The 18,984-nt window shown below is 74.1% G+C and carries 12 protein-coding genes and 1 pseudogene; 12 read left to right on the top strand and 1 reads right to left on the bottom strand.

Annotation, left to right across the window (positions count from 1 at the left end; translation table 11 throughout):
* The first annotated feature begins 109 nt into the window (after positions 1-109).
* From AC3WT4_RS13695 to AC3WT4_RS13680, 4 genes are all read left to right on the top strand, one after another.
* Positions 110-805, top strand: a complete 696-nt coding sequence (locus tag AC3WT4_RS13695; protein ID WP_021482833.1) for a PadR family transcriptional regulator — start codon at positions 110-112, stop codon at positions 803-805.
* Positions 802-1,893 (top strand): inositol-3-phosphate synthase, encoded by a 1,092-nt coding sequence (locus tag AC3WT4_RS13690; protein ID WP_074803974.1) that lies wholly within the window; start codon positions 802-804, stop codon positions 1,891-1,893. Before AC3WT4_RS13695 ends, AC3WT4_RS13690 begins: the two co-directional genes overlap by 4 nt.
* Before the next feature lie 416 nt (positions 1,894-2,309).
* Complete coding sequence (locus tag AC3WT4_RS13685; RefSeq protein WP_074803976.1) at positions 2,310-3,641, top strand: MFS transporter; 1,332 nt, start codon at positions 2,310-2,312, stop codon at positions 3,639-3,641.
* 358 nt (positions 3,642-3,999) lie between these two features.
* The gene (locus AC3WT4_RS13680; protein ID WP_286185908.1) at positions 4,000-5,562 is read left to right on the top strand and encodes an MDR family MFS transporter; all 1,563 of its coding nucleotides are present in this window, start codon (positions 4,000-4,002) and stop codon (positions 5,560-5,562) included.
* Positions 5,563-5,707: 145 nt separating this feature from the next.
* Here the strand turns inward: AC3WT4_RS13680 and AC3WT4_RS13675 are convergent, their stop codons facing one another.
* On the bottom strand, positions 5,708-7,162 hold the full coding sequence (locus AC3WT4_RS13675) for a CCA tRNA nucleotidyltransferase (protein WP_492315698.1): 1,455 nt from the start codon (positions 7,160-7,162) through the stop codon (positions 5,708-5,710).
* A gap of 152 nt (positions 7,163-7,314) precedes the next feature.
* On the opposite strand from AC3WT4_RS13675, the pseudogene AC3WT4_RS13670 reads away from it, so the two are divergent.
* The 8 genes and pseudogenes from AC3WT4_RS13670 to AC3WT4_RS13635 form a co-directional block, all read left to right on the top strand.
* Positions 7,315-7,902, top strand: a pseudogene (locus AC3WT4_RS13670) (NUDIX hydrolase); the annotation flags it as partial.
* Between the two features lie 128 nt (positions 7,903-8,030).
* The gene (locus tag AC3WT4_RS13665) at positions 8,031-10,367 is read left to right on the top strand and encodes a DUF6049 family protein (RefSeq protein WP_492315689.1); all 2,337 of its coding nucleotides are present in this window, start codon (positions 8,031-8,033) and stop codon (positions 10,365-10,367) included.
* On the top strand, positions 10,364-12,286 hold the full coding sequence (gene murJ / locus AC3WT4_RS13660; RefSeq protein WP_492315688.1) for a murein biosynthesis integral membrane protein MurJ: 1,923 nt from the start codon (positions 10,364-10,366) through the stop codon (positions 12,284-12,286). Before AC3WT4_RS13665 ends, murJ begins: the two co-directional genes overlap by 4 nt.
* 107 nt (positions 12,287-12,393) lie before the next feature.
* Complete coding sequence (locus tag AC3WT4_RS13655) at positions 12,394-14,250, top strand: protein kinase family protein (protein ID WP_492315687.1); 1,857 nt, start codon at positions 12,394-12,396, stop codon at positions 14,248-14,250.
* Positions 14,251-14,587: 337 nt separating this feature from the next.
* A complete protein-coding gene (gene trxB / locus AC3WT4_RS13650; protein WP_074803983.1) occupies positions 14,588-15,616 on the top strand; it encodes a thioredoxin-disulfide reductase in 1,029 nt (342 codons plus the stop codon).
* Between the two features lie 39 nt (positions 15,617-15,655).
* On the top strand, positions 15,656-15,988 hold the full coding sequence (gene trxA, locus AC3WT4_RS13645) for a thioredoxin (RefSeq protein WP_021479912.1): 333 nt from the start codon (positions 15,656-15,658) through the stop codon (positions 15,986-15,988).
* A 227-nt stretch (positions 15,989-16,215) separates the two neighbouring features.
* Positions 16,216-17,451 carry an aminotransferase-like domain-containing protein gene (locus AC3WT4_RS13640; RefSeq protein WP_108051338.1) on the top strand — a complete coding sequence of 412 codons (1,236 nt, stop codon included), beginning with the start codon at positions 16,216-16,218 and terminating at the stop codon, positions 17,449-17,451.
* 206 nt (positions 17,452-17,657) lie between these two features.
* Complete coding sequence (locus tag AC3WT4_RS13635) at positions 17,658-18,578, top strand: D-alanine--D-alanine ligase family protein (protein ID WP_257416882.1); 921 nt, start codon at positions 17,658-17,660, stop codon at positions 18,576-18,578.
* Positions 18,579-18,984 lie beyond the last annotated feature (406 nt).

The raw sequence follows: 18,984 nt of genomic DNA, 5'->3' as shown, positions 1-18,984 counted from the left end.
CACATCGGGACGACCTAACCTGTCGATGTATCGACTCGATACATCGGGTCGAACCAGATCCCAGCGAGTCCCTCCGGGGGCACGCCGAGGAGCGTCAGGAGGTGGGATCGTGCGGAGCAAGACGCCTGTGCTCGAGACCGCGATCCTGGGGCTCCTCAAGGAGGCGCCGCTGCACGGGTACGAGCTGCGCAAGCGGCTCAACATCATGCTCGGCTCCTTCCGCGTGCTCTCCTACGGCTCGCTGTACCCCGCCCTCAAGTCGTTGGTGGCCCGCGGGCTCATCACCGGCACGGAGCAGTCGGCCGCGCAGTCGACCCTCGCACCCGCCCTCTCGGGCAAGCGTGCGCGGATCGTCTACGAGCTGACGGCCGAGGGCAAGGAGCACCTCCAGACCGTCCTGGCCTCCTCCGGGCCGGCGGCGTGGGAGGACGAGAGCTTCGACGTCCGGTTCGCGTTCTTCGCGCAGACCGACGCCGAGACCCGCATCCGCATCCTCGAGGGCCGGCGCACCCGGCTCACCGAGAGGCTGGAGGCGGTCAGGGAGTCCGCGGCTCGCACGCGCGAGCGGCTCGACGAGTACACGCTCGAGCTGCAACGTCACGGACTCGAGCAGGTCGAGCGCGAGGTGCGCTGGCTCGACGGTCTCATCACCACCGAGCGCGACAGGAGCTCCGGGCACGCCCGGGGCGCCGCCCGCGCGCGGTCCAGCAGCACCCCGCATCCTGCGGAACCATCCGAGCAGGAGCCCGACGGCGCGCGGCGTCCCGAGGACCCTGGAACAACGAACACCAAGGAGCGAGGATGACCTCCATCCGCGTCGCCATCGTCGGCGTAGGCAACTGCGCATCGTCCCTCGTCCAGGGCGTGCACTTCTACCGTGACGCCGACCCGAGCAGCACCGTCCCGGGCCTCATGCACGTCCAGTTCGGCGACTACCACGTGTCGAGCCTGGAGTTCGTGGCGGCGTTCGACGTCGACGCGAAGAAGGTCGGCTTCGACCTCTCGGAGGCCATCAACGCCTCCGAGAACAACACGATCAAGATCGCGGACGTCCCGCCGCTCGGCGTGACCGTCCAGCGCGGCCCGACCCTCGACGGCGTCGGCAAGTACTACGCGCAGACGATCGAGGAGTCGGACGCGGAGCCGGTCGACGTCGTCGCCGCGCTGCGCGAGGCGCAGGTCGACGTGCTCGTCTGCTACCTCCCCGTGGGCTCGGAGCAGGCCGCGAAGTTCTACGCGCAGGCCGCGATCGACGCCGGCGTGGCGTTCGTCAACGCGCTCCCCGTCTTCATCGCGTCCGACCCGGAGTGGGCCGCGAAGTTCGAGGAGGCCGGCGTCCCGATCGTCGGCGACGACATCAAGTCGCAGGTCGGCGCGACGATCACGCACCGCGTGCTCGCCAAGCTCTTCGAGGACCGCGGCGTCGTGCTGGACCGCACGTACCAGCTCAACGTCGGCGGCAACATGGACTTCAAGAACATGCTCGAGCGCGAGCGCCTGGAGTCCAAGAAGATCTCCAAGACGCAGGCCGTGACCTCGAACCTCGAGGGCCCGCTCGGCGGCAAGACGGAGGACCGCAACGTCCACATCGGACCGTCGGACTACGTCGCGTGGCTCGACGACCGCAAGTGGGCGTACGTGCGCCTCGAGGGCCGCGCGTTCGGCGAGGTCCCGCTGAACCTGGAGTACAAGCTCGAGGTCTGGGACTCCCCCAACTCGGCCGGCATCATCATCGACGCCGTCCGCGCCGCGAAGATCGCGAAGGACCGCGGCGTCGGCGGCCCGATCCTCTCGGCCTCGACGTACTTCATGAAGTCCCCGCCGGTCCAGATGGAGGACACGAAGGGCCGCGCGCAGCTCGAGGCCTTCATCGCCGGTGAGGTCGAGCGCTGATCCGGAGTGCAGCGAAGGTCGAGAGCCCGGCACGCTTCTCGCCGGGCTCTCGGCCGTAGCGGAGCGCAGGACCAGCGCGACCGAAGAGTCGAGCGCTGACCTGGAGCCCTGAGAGCTGAGCGCTCCGCCGAGGTAGAGCCCTGGTCGTCCGGCAGGAGGACCAGGGCTCTACCTCGCTCGGCCGGGTTCGTCGTCGGCCGTGGCCGCGCTCGAGGTGAGACGACACCGGGAGGGCGGGGAGGCGCGCCGCGTCGTGGCGGGCCTGGCGGGAGCCGCGAGGGACGAGCGGCGGATGGTAGACGCGGCGCGCCTCCCCGCCCGACCTCCCAGCGCGACCCGGGCGCCCGACCCCGCACGACGCGGCACGGGGGACAACCGCATGTCCGACCGCACGACGACGAACGTAGGGTGACCGCGTGGGTGTGATCTCCGAGCTGCGGGCGCTGCTGCGTCTGGACGGCTTCCGCAGGCTGTTCGCCGTCCGGCTCGTGTCGCAGGCCGGGGACGGCATGTTCCAGGTCGGCCTGGCGTCGCTCCTGTTCTTCTCCCCCGAGTCGCAGGGCACGGCGGCGGCCATCGCGGGCGCGTTCGCGGTGATGCTCGCGCCGTTCACGATCGTCGGCCCGTTCGCCGGGGTGTTCCTCGACCGGTGGCAGCGTCGTCAGGTCCTCGCGTGGGGCAACGCGGTGCGCGTCGTCATCACGCTCGGCATGGCGGTGCTCATGCTGACGGGCGGGGTGAGCGGCTGGATCTACGCGCTGGGCCTGGCCGCGCTGTCCGTGAACCGCTTCCTGCTTGCCGGGCTCTCGGCGGGCCTGCCGCGGGTCGTCGACGGCCCGCTGCTCCTCACGGCGAACTCCCTCACGCCGACGCTCGGCGCGGGTGCGGCGTTCGTGGGGGGCGGGATCGGCGTCGTGCTCGGGCTGGCGTTCGAGCCGGGCCGGGTCAAGGACTCGTCGGCGCTCGTGTGCGCGGCGCTCGTGTTCGGCGTCGCGTCCCTCCTCGCGCTGCGCCTCGGGCGCACGCAGCTCGGCCCGGAGCGCCCGGCGGAGTCCGCGATCAGCTCCGAGATCGCGCGGGTCGCGCGCGGTCTGGCCGACGGCGCCCGGTACCTCGTCGCGCGCCGCACGCCCGGGCAGGCGCTGCTCGCGATGGCGACGCACCGCTTCCTCTACGGCGTGGTGTTCATCGCGTCGATCCTCATCGCGCGCAACCTCCTGAGCCCCGGCGACCAGGACGCGGGGTTCGTGACGTTCGGGCTCGTCGTGGGGCTCACCGGCGTGGGGGGTGCCGCGGCGGCGGTCATCACCCCGTTCCTGTCGCGCCGCACCGGTCCGCAGGTGTGGATCGCGATCATGCTGCTGCTCGCGGCAGCGAGCCAGCTCCTGCTGGTGACGACGCCGTCGCGCGCGGTCGTGTTCACGGGCGCGACGCTGCTCGGCCTGGCCGCCCAGGGCACGAAGATCGCGGTGGACACCATCGTCCAGCGGGACACGGACGACGAGTTCCGCGGCCGCGCGTTCGCCTTCTACGACGTGCTGTACAACGCGGCGTTCGTGGGCGCGGCGGCCCTCGCCGCCTTCACGCTCCCCGACACGGGCTGGTCGCGCGGCGTCTTCGTCGCGCTGGCGGTGGCGTACTGCGTCGCCGCGCTGGTCCTGTGGACGCGGGGGGCGCGCACGCCGTCCGCGCCGGGCGGCGCCGTCGTGCCCGACGCCGGGGCCTCCCCCCGCACGTCCCCCGCCTGACGCGCCCCTCCCCCCGCACGTCCCCCGCCTGACGCGCCCCTCCCCTCGCCCGCCCGCGCGACGCGCGGATCTCCTTCTGCCGTCGGCGTACCGATGAGTCCGGCGCCGAAAAGAGGTCGTCACCGTCGGCGGGAATAACGCAGGATGGTGAATGGTCGTACAGGGTACGGATCGTCGCGGCGAGCGCCGCGCGGACCGTTCCGGGTCGCGTCACCCTGCTCGTGGCCCCGCCGACCGAACCGACACCGTCGTCGCGTGCCCCCGCACGCGACCGTCGCGCTGCCCTGCAGCGCACCCTGCCCCCCGACCGGGTCCGACCCTGCGCCCGGGCCGCCACCGACGCGAGCGGAGACACACCGTGACAGCCTCCCCCACCCACGACACCTCGGCCGCCGTCGACCGCCTCCCCCGGGCGGACTTCCTCGTCATCGCGCTGCTGCTCGGCTCGGCGTTCGTCGTGATCCTCAACGAGACCACGATGAGCGTGGCGCTCGCGCCGCTCATGGCGGACCTGGGGATCACCGCGAGCACGGGCCAGTGGCTCACGACGGCGTTCATGCTGACCATGGCCGTCGTCATCCCGGCGACCGGGTTCCTGCTCCAGCGGCTCGGGACGCGCGGCGCCTACCTGCTCGCGATGTCGCTGTTCAGCGCGGGCACGCTGCTCGCCGCGCTCTCCCCCGGCTTCGCGTGGCTGCTCGTCGGGCGCGTCGTCCAGGCGTCGGGCACGGCCATCATGATGCCGCTGCTCATGACGACGATCATGACGCTCGTGCCGCCGGCCATCCGCGGCAAGGTCATGGGCAACATCTCGATCGTCATGGCCGCCGCGCCCGCGCTCGGCCCGTCGCTCTCCGGCCTCATCCTCAACTCGCTGAGCTGGCGGTGGGTCTTCGGCATCGTGCTGCCCATCGGCCTGGTCGCGCTTCTCCTCGGCTTCCTGTACATCCGGGACGTCGCGGACCGTACGCACTCGCGCCTCGACCCGTTCTCCCTCGTCCTCGCGGCGTTCGCGTTCGGCGGGCTCGTCTACGGGCTGTCGAGCATCGGCGAGGCCGCGCGCCACACCCCGGTCGTCCCGCCCGCCGTGCCGCTCGCGCTCGGCGTCCTCGCGCTCGCCGCGTTCGCGTGGCGGCAGATCGTCCTCCAGCGCGAGGACCGCGCGCTGCTCGACCTGCGCGTGTTCACGCACCGCGGGTTCAGCGTGCCGCTCGGCATCATGGCCGTCGGCATGGTCGCGATGTTCGGCTCGCTCATCCTCCTGCCGCTGTTCCTCCAGGACGCGATGGGCCTCGAGCCGCTCGCGACCGGGCTCATCGTGCTCCCGGGCGGGCTCCTCATGGGTCTGCTCGGCCCGACCGTCGGCCGGCTCTACGACCGGGTGGGCCCGCGCCCGCTCGTCATCCCGGGCGTGAGCGTCGTCGCGGTCGCCCTCGCGGCCTTCACGACGATCCACGCCGACTCGTCGCCGTGGTTCGTCCTGGCCCTGCACGTCACGCTGAGCCTGGGCCTCGCGTTCATGTTCACGCCGCTGTTCACGTCCGCGCTCTCGTCGCTCGAGCCGCACCAGTACTCGCACGGCTCGGCGTCGATCGGCACGGCGCAGCAGCTCGCGGGTGCCGCCGGGACCGCGATGTTCGTCGCGGTCATGACGTCGCGCTCGATCGCCTACGGCGAGGCGGGGGCGTCGCCCCAGGTCGCGCTGGCCGAGGGTGTCGGCGACGCGTTCGTCTGGGGGACGGCGGTCATGCTCGTCGCCGTCGGCCTGTCGTTCCTCCTGCGGCGCAGCGCGCCGCCGGCGCACGGCCACGGCCCGGCCCAGGCCGGGACGCAGGACACCCCGGTCGAGGACGCACGCTCCGTGGACTCGCGCACCGAGGACGTGAAGGTCGAGGCCGCCCTGGCCACCGACGACGTCTGAGCCGTCGCCGCGGCGTCCGGCACGACGTCGCACCCTCGAGCACGACAGGGGTGCCGCTCTCCGCCCGAGAGCGGCACCCCTGTCGCGTCCCGCGTCTTCCTCCCGCCCCTGAGCGCTCGCCCGCTCCCACGCGGCCGGGCCGCGCTCAGGACTCCGACGACTCCGGCTGCTCGGCCCACCACCGCAGGAGCTCCGCGCGCGCCGTCTCCTCGTCGACCGGCCCGCGGTCGAGGCGCAGCTCCAGGAGGTGCTTGTACGCCTTGCCCACCACGGGTCCGGGGCGGATCCCGAGGATCTCCATGATCTGCTGCCCGTCGAGATCGGGCCGGACGGCGTCGAGCTCCTCCTTCGCCTGGAGCTCGGCGATGCGCCGCTCCAGGTCGTCGTACGACTCGCGGAGCCGCTGCGCCTTGCGTCGGTTGCGGGTCGTGCAGTCGGCGCGCGTGAGCCGGTGCAGGCGCTCGAGCAGCGGGCCGGCGTCGGTCACGTAGCGGCGCACCGCCGAGTCGGTCCACGCGCCGTCGCCGTAGCCGTGGAAACGCAGGTGCAGCTCGACGAGGCGCGCGACGTCCTTGACCACCTGCTTGTCGTACCGCAGGGCCTTGAGGCGCTTGGCGACCATCTTGGCCCCCACGACCTCGTGGTGGTGGAAGCTCACGCCGCCCCCGGCCTCGAACCGACGCGTGGGCGGCTTGCCGACGTCGTGCAGGAGCGCCGCGAGGCGGAGCACGAGGTCGGGTGCGGGGACGGCGCCGTCGGGCCCGGTCTCCTGCGCGATCGCCTGGTCGAGGACGGTGAGCGAGTGCTCGTACACGTCCTTGTGCCGGTGGTGCTCGTCGATCTCGAGCTTGAGGGCGGGCAGCTCGGGCAGCACGTGGTCGGCGAGGCCCGTGTCGACGAGCACCTCCAGCCCACGCCGCGGCGCGGTCCCGCACAGCAGCTTCGACAGCTCGTCGCGCACGCGCTCCGCGGAGACGATCTCGATGCGCTCGGTCATGAGGACGAGCGCGGCGAGCGTGCCGCCGTCGACGTCGAACTCGAGCTGCGCGGCGAACCGCGCCGCGCGCATCATGCGGAGCGGGTCGTCGTCGAACGACCGCTCGGGGGCGATCGGGGTGCGCAGGACGCGGCGGGCGAGGTCGCCGAGACCGTCGAACGGGTCGACGAACGTCATGTCGGGCACCCGCACGGCCATCGCGTTGACGGTGAAGTCGCGGCGCGACAGGTCGCCTTCCAGCGTGTCGCCGAACGCGACGACGGGCTTGCGCGACGTCGGGTCGTACTCGTCCGTCCGGTACGTCGTCACCTCGACGACGAGATCGTCCCCCGGCCCGCCGCGCCCGAAGCGCTTCGCGCCGATCGTGCCGAACTCCTTGCCGATGTCCCAGTGCGCGTCGCCCCAGCGCGCCAGGATCGCCTCGGTCTCGTCGGGCGACGCGGAGGTGGCGAAGTCGAGGTCGTTGCTCGCGCGCCCGAGGAACGCGTCGCGGACCGGTCCGCCGACGAGCGCGAGCTCGTGGCCCGCGGCGCGGAACGCCTCGCCGAGCTCGATCGCCGCAGGAGCCATCTCGGTGAGCACCGCGAGGGCCCGACGCTGCAGCTCGAGCGCGTGCGGCGTCGCGGGCGGTGTCGGCTGGGGCGACGGTGAGGAGGACGAAGGCTGGGGCACGACACCCAAGCCTGCCAGATGCGGCGTCCGCACCGGGGAGCCGGTCCCGAGGAGGTGGGTGCCCACTCGGTAAAGTTGAATCCATGTCCACCCCCGCGCACGCCGACGACCCCCGGAGGGATCCGGCGGGCGGGCGTGGCGACGGCCGCGGGCAGCCCGCCCCCGTCCCGGCCCCGCCGGGCGGTCACGCCCTCCGCATCGACCCGCGCTCGCGGCCGGGCCCCGCGCCCGCGCCGCTCCCGGTCGTGGACGAGGTGTCGGCGGGCGGTCTCGTCATCACGCTCGCCGGCGGCGAGCCGTGCGCGGCGATCATCGCGCGGCGCAACCGCGGCGGCCGCCTGGAGTGGTGCCTGCCGAAGGGCCACCTCGAGGGCGACGAGACACCGGAGCAGGCGGCCGTCCGCGAGATCGCGGAGGAGACGGGCATCCGCGGCGCGGTGCAGGAACCCCTCGGCGTCATCGACTACTGGTTCACGGGCGACGACCGGCGCGTGCACAAGGTCGTCCACCACTTCCTGCTCCGCGCGACGGGCGGGCACCTCACGGTCGAGGGCGACCCGGACGGCGAGGCCGAGGACGTCGCCTGGATCCCGGTCGCGGACCTCCCGGCGCGCCTGGCGTACCCGAACGAGCGGCGCATCGCCGTCGTCGCGCAGGGCGTTCTCGAGGGCCGGCGCACGCGGTTCCACGGGGTGGTCGAGAGTAGGGTGACCCGGACGATCGTCCGCCCGCACGGCCACCCGCACGACGGCCGCGGCGGCCCGGCACCGCCCGCCCCACGGAGCTCGACCGACCACTCATGACGCCCTCCCCCCGCAGCGGTGCGCGCCCTCGCGGCGCCGCGCCGGTCTCGCTCCGCGGTCCGTCCGCACGGCTGCTCGTCGCCCTGCTCCTCACGCTCGTCGTCGCGGCCGGAGTCCTGCTCGGCGGCACGACGGCGGCCCCGCCCGCCGCGGCGGACACGGCCCCCGAGGGCGAGGACGCTGTCTCGCTCGAGCTCACGTCGTTCGCACCGACCGTCCTCGCGCCGGACAGCACCCTCACCGTGACGGCGCGGGTGACGAACGGGACGGAGCAGACGCTCGGATCCCCCACGGTGACCCTCGGCGTCGACCGGCGTGCGCTGAGCACGCGGTCCGCGCTCGAGAGCTGGACCACGACCGGTCTCGACGGGCGCGTCGGCGCCACCGTCGCCGCCGAGGACGTCGGGCGACCGCTCGCGCCCGGGGAGAGCGCCGACGTGACGCTCTCGGCGACGGCCGCCGAGCTCGGTCTCGGCGCGGGCAGCGACTGGGGCCCGCGCGGCGTGGCGGTCGCCGTGTCCGACGGCGGCGCGCGCCTGGCCGCGCAGCGCACGTTCGTCCTCCGGGCGCCCGCGAGCGAGGTGTCGCCCGTCCGGCTCAGCGTGGTCGCGGCGCTGACGGGCCCCCCGGTGGACCCGGACCCGGTCGCGTACGACGACGCGCTCTCGGCGGCGGTGGCGAGCGACGGGCGGCTCGGCCGCCTGCTCGCCGCGACGGGCGAGCGGCCCGAGGTGGGCTGGGTCGCGGACCCGGCGCTGCTCGCGGCGGCCGCCGTGGCAGCGGACCCGGCCGTGAACGCCTGGGGGGACGCGGTGAGCGGGGCGACCGCCGGGCGCTCCACGTTCGCGCTGCGCGCCTACGACCCGGACGTCGCGGCGTTCGCGCACGCGGGCCTCGCGCTGCCCGAGGGGACGCCGCTGCCGTCGTCGGGCACCTCGTCCGACCCGGCATCGGCCACGGCGCCCGACGACACGACCGACGACGCCGCGGACACGGGGACCCCCGCGCCCCCGGACCCGACGAGCGGGTGGCGCACCGACCTCGCCTGGACGGCCGACGCCGTGCCCGACCTCGCGACCACGACGCTCGCCGCCGCGTCGGGGGCGACCGCGACGGTCGTCGGCCCGGGCGGGCTCGCGCCGGACGACTCCCTCACCTACACGCCGTCGGGCGTCGCCACGGTCACGACGGCCGCAGGGCCGGTCACGGCGCTCGTCGCCGACCCGGTGCTCACCGCGCTGGTCTCCGCCGGCGACGGCTCCGGCGTGTCCGCGACGCAGCGCCTGCTCGCCGAGACGGCCGTGATCGCCCGTGAGCGCCCTGCCGACCAGCGGCACGTCCTCGCGGCGCTGCCGCGGTCCTGGGAGCCTGAGCCCGGCCTGTTCACGGCGCGGCTCGACGCGCTGCGCGACTCCGGCTGGGTCGACCTCGCGCCCGTGGACCAGCTCCTCGCGGTCGAGCCACCCTCCGTCGACCGCGTGGCGCTGCCGGAGGCTGCCCCCGCCGACGGCGAGATCGGTGCCGCCCAGCTCCGGTCGCTCGACCGGTCGCGCGCGGAGCTCGCGACGTTCGCGACGGTCGCGGCGGACCCGACGGCGCTCACGCGCCCGCTCGAGCCGGCGTTCGTCACGCCGACGGCCGTCGCCTACCGCGCGGCGCCGCCGTCGCGCACGCTCGCCGTCCAGCAGGCCGAGCAGCGGTCCGCCGCGGTGCGGGGCGGGCTCTCGGTCGAGACGCGCTCGTCGTTCTTCTTCGTCGCCGAGCAGGAGGACCTGCCCGTCCGGGTACGCAGCACCCTCACGCAGGACGCGACGGTGCAGGTCGTGCTCCGGCCCGACGACCCCCGGCTGCGGGCCCCGGAGCGCACGACGGTGACCATCCCGGCGGCGACGCGCGACGCGGACGGCGACCTCGTCCCGACCGAGGCGAGCGTCGGGGTGCCGGTCGAAGGCTTCGGGAGCGGCAACGTCACCGTCGAGGTCGAGCTCGTCAGCGCCGCGCAGCCCCAGGTCCGGGTCGCGGAGCCGCAGCAGTTCGTCGTCCGGGTCCGGGCCGACTGGGAGTCGGTCGGCACGGTGGTCGTCGCCGTCCTGCTCGTCATCGCCCTGTTCGCCGGCATCTGGCGCACGGTGCGTCGCGGCCGCTCGCCCCGGCGCCTGGCAGGGGCCACGCTCGACCAGCCGTCGCCGCGGGAGCCGTCGGCCGGAGATCCCGGCGCGCCCGGGCCGAGCGCTCGGGCGTCCGTCGCGGCCGGAGAGGGCCGCGGGCCCGACCGCCAGGCCGACGTCGCGCCCGGCGGGCCACGCCACCCGGACGCGGAGCGCGGCCCGTGAGCCCGGGCCAGCCGCGGCACGTCCGCCCCTCGGGTGCCGGGCGGGGGCCGCGCCCCGGGACGACGCGCGACGCCGTCCCCCGGATCGCCGGCGCGCTCCCCGGCGACCCGGCGGCGCCGGGCACCCCCGACGAGACCGCGGAGGCCGGCGCGACGGAGGCTCCCGCCCCCCGCATGGGCGGCCTCGGCCGGTCGTCGGCACTCATGGCGTCGGGCACGTTCGTCTCGCGCGGCCTGGGCCTGGTGCGCAACGTCCTGCTGGTCGCCGCGATCGGCACGACGGGCCTCGTCGCGGACGCGTTCGACGTCGCGAACAAGATCCCCAACGTCCTCTTCGCGATCCTCGCGGGCGGCGTGCTCAACGCCGTCCTCGTCCCGCAGATCGTGCGGGCCTACCGCGCCCGCAACACGCAGGAGCGGCTCGACAAGCTGCTCACGCTCTCGGGCGTGATCCTCCTGGCGCTGTCCGCGCTGCTCACGGCCGGTTCGAGCATCCTCGTCGCGCTGTACACGGGCCCTGGCTGGACGGCGCCGCAGACGTCGCTCGCCGTCGCGTTCGCCTTCTGGTGCACGCCCCAGCTCTTCTTCTACGGCCTCTACACCCTGCTCGGTCAGGTCCTCAACGCACGTGGCCAGTTCGGCCCGTTCATGTGGGCGCCCGTGCTGAACAACGTCGTGTCGATCGCGGGGTTCGCCGCGTTCATCGCGCTATACGGCCCGGCGGTGACCGGGAACGTCGACGACCTCACCCAGTGGGACGGGACCAAGATCGCGCTGCTCGCGGGCACCGCGACGCTCGGCGTCGCCGCCCAGGCGCTCATCCTCGTCGTCCCGCTGTGGCGCGCGGGCTTCCGCTGGCACCTGCGGTTCGGCCTCCACGGCATCGGCCTGCGGTCCGCGGGCCAGGTGGCCCTGTGGACGTTCGCCGCGGTCATCCTCGAGCAGGTCGGCGTCCTGTTCACGACACGCTTCGCGAGCGAGGCGCCCCGTGCAGCGCTCGCCCAGACGTTCGGGGCCTACCGCGACGACCCCGGGACCCTGGGCGCCGTCACCGGGCTGGTGACGGGCGCCCCCGACGCCTTCTCGGGCGCGCTCGCCGTCGCGGGCAACGCGGCCTACACGCAGGCCCTGATGATCTACCTCCTCCCGCACTCCCTCGTGACCGTCTCCATCGCGACGGCGCTCTTCACGGGCATGAGCGCGGCCGCCCACGCGGGCGACCTCGCGCGCGTGCGGCACGACCTCTCGCGCGGCGTGCGCACCGTCGGCGTGTTCACGGTGTTCGCGACGGCGGTCCTCGTCGTCCTCGCCCTGCCCGTCACCAAGCTGCTCGTGCCCTCGGTCGACGCCGCCTCGGGCGAGGCCGTCTCCATGGTGCTGCGCGCGATGGCGCTCGGGCTCGTGCCGCTCGGCGGCATGGTCCTCATGAAGTGGGTCTACTACGCGTTCGAGGACGGGCGCACGGTCTTCTGGATCCAGGTGCCGGGCACGCTCGTGCTCGTCGGCGTGTCGTGGCTCGGCACGCAGCTCCTCCCTCCGCAGCTGTGGGTCGTGGGCATCGGCCTGGCGATGAGCCTGTCCAACCTCGTGGCCGTCGGGCTCCGCACGGTCGGCCTGCGGCGCACCCTCCACGGGCTCGACGGCGCACGGATCCTCCGCCTGCACGTCAAGGCGGGCCTCGCCGCGCTCGTGAGCGCCGTCGCCGGGTGGGGCGTGCTGCGCGCTTTCGTGGTGCTGTCGGGCGATCCGGCCGACGGGATCTACGGGCTCTCCTGGTGGCAGTCCGTCGTCGTCGTGGCGGTCGCCGGCACCGTGATGGGCCTCGTCTACGCGGGCGGCCTCAAGCTCATGCGCGTGCGGGAGCTCGACCAGCTCGCGGGACCGATCGTGGGGCGCGTCAGACGCCTCGTCCGCCGGTGACGCGACACGTCTGACGTGCGCGGATCCGGTGATACGGGGGCAATCCGGGCCCGCGTACCATGGGGTCTCGACCACGAGTCCCACACGGAGGAGGTCCGGTGAACGGCGTGGCCCCAGGAACGCTGCTCGTCGCGCGCTACCGGCTCGACGAACAGCTCGCGTCCGACCTGTCGGACGTCACGGCATGGTCGGCGCACGACCAGATCCTCGACCGGCCCGTGCGGCTCTCGGTCGTCACCGGCGCGCACGTCGCCGAGGCGCTCGACTCCGCGCGGCGTGCCGCGCTCGTCGTCGACCCGCGCCTCACGCGGGTGCTCGACGTCGGGTCCGAGGACGGCGTGGCGTACGTCGTGACCGAGCGCTACACGGGCATCACGCTGAGCGAGGTCGTCGCCGGCGGGATCGTCGACCCGCAGCAGGCGCGCGCGATCGTCGGCGAGGCCGCCGCCGCCCTCGAGGTCGCGCGCCGTCGCGGTGTCCACCACCTCGCGCTGCGCCCCGACGCGGTCCGTGTCGACGGCAGCCGCGTGCTCGTCACGGGCCTCGGTCTCGACGCCGGCGTCGCCGGCCACGAGCAGCACGACGCCGAGCAGACCTCCCGCGCGGACGCCGTCGGGCTCGTCGCGCTCCTCTACTACGCGATGACCGCCCGGTGGGCCGGGCCGTCCCTCGACGTCCCCTGGATCGCCGCGGACGCCATCCACCCGCTCCCCGCGCAGCGCGCGGGCGAGGGCGTGCTCGCCCTCTCCGACGTCCGCCCCGACGTCCCGGCCGAGCTCGACGACCTCTGCACCGAGACCTTCGCCGGCACCCACGGCACCGCCGAGGAGTGGACCGCGACGCCCCTGGGCGACGGGCCGCGCTCGCCCGCCGACGTCGTCGGTGCGGTCGAGCCGTGGGGCGAGGTCTCGGTCGTCGCGGCGCTGCCCGCGTTCGTGCAGCCCGCCGCCGGTGTGAGCCGCCAGTCGGTGCGCTCGGCGTTCGACGGCGCGGCCAGCGCGCCGCCCGGGACACCGCCGCCCGCCCCGCCGGTCCGCCGTCCGACGACCGGACGCATCCACCGCGTCGGTGCCGTGCCCGGGTCCGCAGGCCCGGGGGTGGCCTACGCCGCCGGGGCCGCGACCGGGGCCACCGCCGCCGTCCCGCCGCCCGCGGCTGCCCCGACCGCCGAGGCGTACGCGGTCCCGCCGCCGCCCGTCGGCTACGACGCGGGCACCGTTCCCCTGGCGTACGACCCGGCGTCCCCGCCGCCCCCGCCCGCCGGCCCCGACGCCGCGCAGGCGTGGAGCGAGCCCGTCCCGTCGCGGCGCGGGCCGCGACGGTTCAACGCGACCCCGATCGTCCTCGTGCTCGTCCTGGCCCTCGTGGTGGGCGGCGTCGTCTGGGCCGTCAACACGGCTTTCGACGGTTTCGGGCCCGCCGTGCAGACGAACGAGCCCACCGCGGGCGGGTCGGAGGCACCGGCCGAGGGCGGTGAGGGCACCGGCTCCGGCGGGGAGGAGGCCCCTGCCGCACCCGAGGTCCGCCCGATGATCGCGTCCGGCACCGCGCTCGACCCCGAGGGGAACGCCGCCGGCAACAACGACGGCGAGCACCCGGAGCTCGCGTCGCTGGCCTACGACCAGCAGCCGGACACGACGTGGATCTCGCGCCGCTACAACGCGGCCGACTTCGCCGGGCTGCGCTCGGGGATCGGCTTCGCCGTCACCCTCGAGGAGAAGGCGCCCGTCTCGTCGATCGTCATCGACACCGCGACGAACGGCGGCAACGTCGAGATCCGCGCGACGAGCCCCGACACCCCGACCGAGGGCACCGTGCTCGCGTCCGGGCCGCTGTCACCCGGCGCCACGTTCACGTTCGAGCAGCCGGTCGAGGCCGAGTCCATCGTCCTGTGGTTCACCGAGCTGCCGCAGAACCCGGCCGGCGAGTTCCGCGCGGAGATCAACGAGATCCTCGTCTCCTGACGTCGTGGGGGCCCGACGCGCACCGGGTCCCCACGGTCCGCCGCGCCCCGCCGTCGCGCTCGTGCCCGCCCGCAGTCCTCGTCGTGGACGCGCCCGACGTGTCCGGTCGCTCCGGCGCCGGGTCGGCCGTGGAGCGCGCGCCGGGTCGCGGCGGTCGGCGCGCCGGGGCGTCGAAGACCGCCGCCGCGGTGGGACGGGAGCCGGTCGGATCGCACCCACGGTGAGCCGAGCGCCCGTCGACCGGCGAACCCCCGTACCGTGGAACAGAAGCCGCCCCGGCGGCGTTCACACTCTCGCGTGGTCGGCCGCCACGCATCGAGCATCCGAGGAGCAGCACGTGACCGAGCAGTCAGCCGTCCAGAACCTGATCATCGTCGGGTCCGGTCCCGCCGGGTACACCGCGGCGATCTACGCGGCGCGCGCGGGCCTGGCCCCGCTGGTGCTCGCGGGGTCGGTCACCGCCGGTGGTGCGCTGATGAACACCACCGAGGTCGAGAACTTCCCCGGGTTCCCCGACGGGATCATGGGCCCCGAGCTCATGGACCACATGCAGAAGCAGGCCGAGCGCTTCGGCGCGCGCATCGAGTGGGACGACGCCACGCTGCTCGACCTGGAAGGGCCGGTCAAGACCGTCGTGACGGGCAACGGCGACACCTACCGCGCCCGCGCCGTCATCCTCGCGACCGGGTCCGCGTACCGCGAGCTCGGGCTGGACGACGAGAAGCGCCTGTCCGGCCGCGGCGTGTCCTGGTGCGCGACGTGCGACGGCTTCTTCTTCCGCGACCAGCACATCGCGGTCGTCGGTGGCGGCGACTCGGCGATGGAGGAGGCCACGTTCCTCACCCGTTTCGCCGAGAAGGTGACGCTGGTGCACCGTCGCGACGAGCTGCGCGCGTCGAAGATCATGGCCGACCGCGCGCTCAACGACCCGAAGATCGAGTTCGCCTGGAACAGCGAGGTCGCCGGGATCGAGGGCGACAAGAAGGTCGAGGGCGTGACGCTGCGCGACACCGTCACCGGTGAGGAGCGCGAGCTCCCCGCCACGGGCCTGTTCGTCGCGATCGGCCACGAGCCCCGCACCGAGCTCGTCAAGGGGCAGATCGACCTGGACGACGAGGGCTACATCCAGGTCGTCGGGCGCACCACCGCGACCAACCTCGAGGGCGTGTTCGCGTGCGGCGACGCGGTCGACCACACCTACCGCCAGGCGATCACCGCAGCCGGCTCGGGTTGCTCGGCCGCCCTCGACGCGCAGCGCTACCTCACGGAGCTCGCGGACGCGGCGGGCCTCGCGGACCTGGCCGGCACCCCGCAGACGCCAAACCCCGACGAGCTGCCCGAGGCGCTCGCCGAGCTCCAGGCCTGACCCCGCACCGCAGCCACCGACGTCCCCAGGAGGTACACCATGTCGACCGTCCCCGTCACCGACGCCACCTTCCGCGCGGAGGTCCTCGAGTCCGACGTCCCCGTCCTCGTCGACTTCTGGGCGACCTGGTGCGGCCCGTGCCGCCAGGTCGCGCCGATCCTCGAGGAGCTCGCCGAGGAGTACGACGGCAAGATCAAGATCGCCAAGCTCGACACCGACGCGAACCCCGAGACGACCGCCGCCTACGGCATCGTGTCGATCCCGACGCTCAACGTCTACGTCGGAGGCGAGCTGCAGAAGTCGATCATCGGGGCGCGCCCCAAGCGCGCGCTCACGGAGGAGATCGACGCCGTCCTCGCCACGACCGTCTGAGCCGTCGCCTCCGCGACAGCACCGACCGCGAGCGACCTCGCACCACGCACGCCGGAGGGCGGGCCACCAGCACGGTGGTCCGCCCTCCGGCGTCTTCACGCGATCCCCCGATCCTCCGTGCCACACTGGGGATCGTGACTGGACCGACGACTCCCTCGCAGCAGCCCGCTCCCAGCGGCACCCGCCTCGACCCGTGGTTCGGTGCCTACGCAGAGCGAGCGCACGGGATGCGAGCGTCGGAGATCCGCGCGCTGTTCTCGGTCGCGAACCGGCCGGAGGTCGTGTCGCTCGCCGGCGGCATGCCGTACCTCGAAGGCCTCCCCCTCGACCAGATCGCCGACACCATGCAGCGCCTCGTCGCGACGCGCGGTGCCACGGCGCTGCAGTACGGCTCCGGCCAGGGCGACGAGACCCTGCGCGAGCGCATCCTCGACGTCGTGCGGATGGAGGGCATCGAGTGCCACCCCGACGACGTCGTCGTGACGACCGGTTCGCAGCAGGCGCTCGACCTCGTCACACGGATCTTCGTCGACCCGGGCGACGTGGTCGTCGCGGAGGCGCCGAGCTACGTCGGGGCGCTGGGCGTGTTCCGCTCGTACCAGGCCGACGTCGTGCACGTGCCCCTCGACGAGCACGGGCTCGTCCCGGAGGCGCTGGAGGAGACGCTCGCGCGCCTCGCCGCCGACGGGCGTCGCGTCAAGCTGCTCTACACCGTGCCCAACTTCCACAACCCCGCCGGCGTGACCCTCACCGCCGAGCGCCGCCCGCGCATCCTCGAGATCGCGCAGCGGTACGGCGTCCTCGTCATCGAGGACAACCCGTACGGGCTCCTCGGCTTCGACGGCCAGACGCTCCCCGCGCTGCGGTCGCTCGACGAGGACGGCGTCCTCTACCTCGGGTCGTTCTCGAAGACCTTCGCCCCGGGCTACCGCGTCGGCTGGGTCGTCGCGCCGCACGCCGTCCGCGAGAAGCTCGTGCTCGCGAGCGAGTCCGCGATCCTGTGCCCGTCGAACGCGTCGCAGCTCGCCATCGCCGCCTACCTCGACACGTGCGACTGGAAGGGCCAGATCAAGCAGTTCCGCGAGCTCTACCGCGAGCGACGCGACGCCATGATCGGCGCCCTCGCCGAGCACCTCCCCTCGGCGCGCTGGACCGTGCCGGACGGCGGCTTCTACACGTGGGTCCAGCTCCCCGACGGGCTCGACGCGCGCTCCATGCTCCCCCGCGCGGTCACCGCGCGCGTCGCCTACGTCCCCGGCACCGCGTTCTACGCCGACGGCACGGGCGCGAGCCACGTGCGCCTCTCCTACTGCTTCCCCACCCCGGAGCGGATCCGTGAAGGCGTCCGCCGCCTCGCGGGCGTCGTGAACGCCGAGCAGGAGCTCGTCGAGATCTTCGGCACCAACGCCGAGCTCGACCCCGACGTCACGGACGTCGAGAACCCCTCGCCGAACCTGGCCTGAAGCACCTCACCACACGACGCCGCTCCCGCCCCGACCGGGCGGGAGCGGCACCGAACAGGAGTCCGTCACCAGTGGACACGACCACGGGCAGCCCGACGACGACCGGCGCAGCCGACAGCACGACCTCGACGGACGCGCAGCGCCCTGACCAGCACCTTCACCTCCTCCGGCCCGACGACGACGTCCCTCCCGGCGGGCACGTCGCCATCCTCGCGGGCGGCCTCTCGCACGAGCGCGACGTCTCGCTCCGGTCCGGCCGCCGGGTGGCGGAGAGCCTCCGCGCCGCCGGTCTCGAGGTGACCGTGCACGACGTCGACGCCGACCTCCTGCCCTTTCTCGAGTCCGCGCGCCCCGACGTCGTCTGGCCGCTGCTCCACGGCGCGAGCGGAGAGGACGGTTCCATCCGCGACGTCCTCGAGCTCGTCGGGGTGCCCTACGTCGGGACGGGCCCGCGGGAGAGCCGCACCGCCTGGAGCAAGCCCGTCGCGAAGAACGTCGTCCTCGGCGCCGGCCTGTGCACCCCCGAGTACGTCACCCTCCCCCAGAGCCTCTTCCGCGAGCTCGGGGCCCAGCCCGTGCTCGACGCGGTCGTCGCACGCCTCGGGCTCCCGCTCGTCGTGAAGCCGACGCACGGCGGGTCGGCGCTCGGCGTGACGCTCGTCGAGCGAGCCGACCAGCTTCCTCGCGCCATGGTGGACTGCTTCGCGTATGGGGAGGTCGCGCTCATCGAGCAGGCCGTCCGGGGCGTCGAGCTGGCCGTGAGCGTCGTCGACCTGGGCCGCGGCCCGGAGGCGCTGCCGCCGGTCGAGATCGTCACGACCGGACCGTACGACTTCGACGCGCGCTACAACCCCGGCCGCACCGAGTACTTCGCGCCGGCCCGGCTCGACGACGACATCCTCGGCGTCGTCCGCGAGGTCGCTGTCCGGGCACACACCGCGCTCGGTCTCCGCGACCTGTCGCGCACCGACGTCATCCTCGACGCCGACGGGGTCGTGCAGTTCCTCGAGGTCAACGTCGCCCCGGGCATGACGGAGACGTCCCTGCTCCCCCAGGCAGCCCGCGCGGCGGGGCTCGACCTCGGGCACCTCTACCGGTCGCTCGTCAACACGCACGTCCGGCACTGATTCGTCCTCTGCGAGACTGGCAACGCCGCTGTTTCACGTGAAACAGCGGCGTTGCCTGTCTCCGCCCCTTCTCCACCGTGAGTGGAGCGAGGCCGGGGCCTGGGACGCTGACGGCTCCTCGCTGTCGGGCGACCAGGACGACGCCTCGCTGGTGCAGTGACCCCCACGTGCCCGGTGTCGCACCCGCCTCCTCTACGTCCGCCTCCTCTACGTCCGCCTCGTGTCGTTGGGCTCGGTTCCGTCGCACAGCATCTACTTCTGCACCGGGGCCGGCGAGGGACACGCGGGCCCAGCTCGACGAGCGCGCCAGAAACACCGCAGGCAGCCGGGCCGTGCGCCGTGGCCCCGCGCCGGACTTACGCGTCTCGGGTCTCGGGTCTGGCGTCTCGCGTCTGGCGTCTGGCGT

The organism is Cellulosimicrobium sp. EB106-03-01-XG111 (assembly GCF_058792115.1).
Note: the sequence above shows the minus strand (reverse complement) of the source record. Positions and strands in the feature narration are given on the sequence as shown.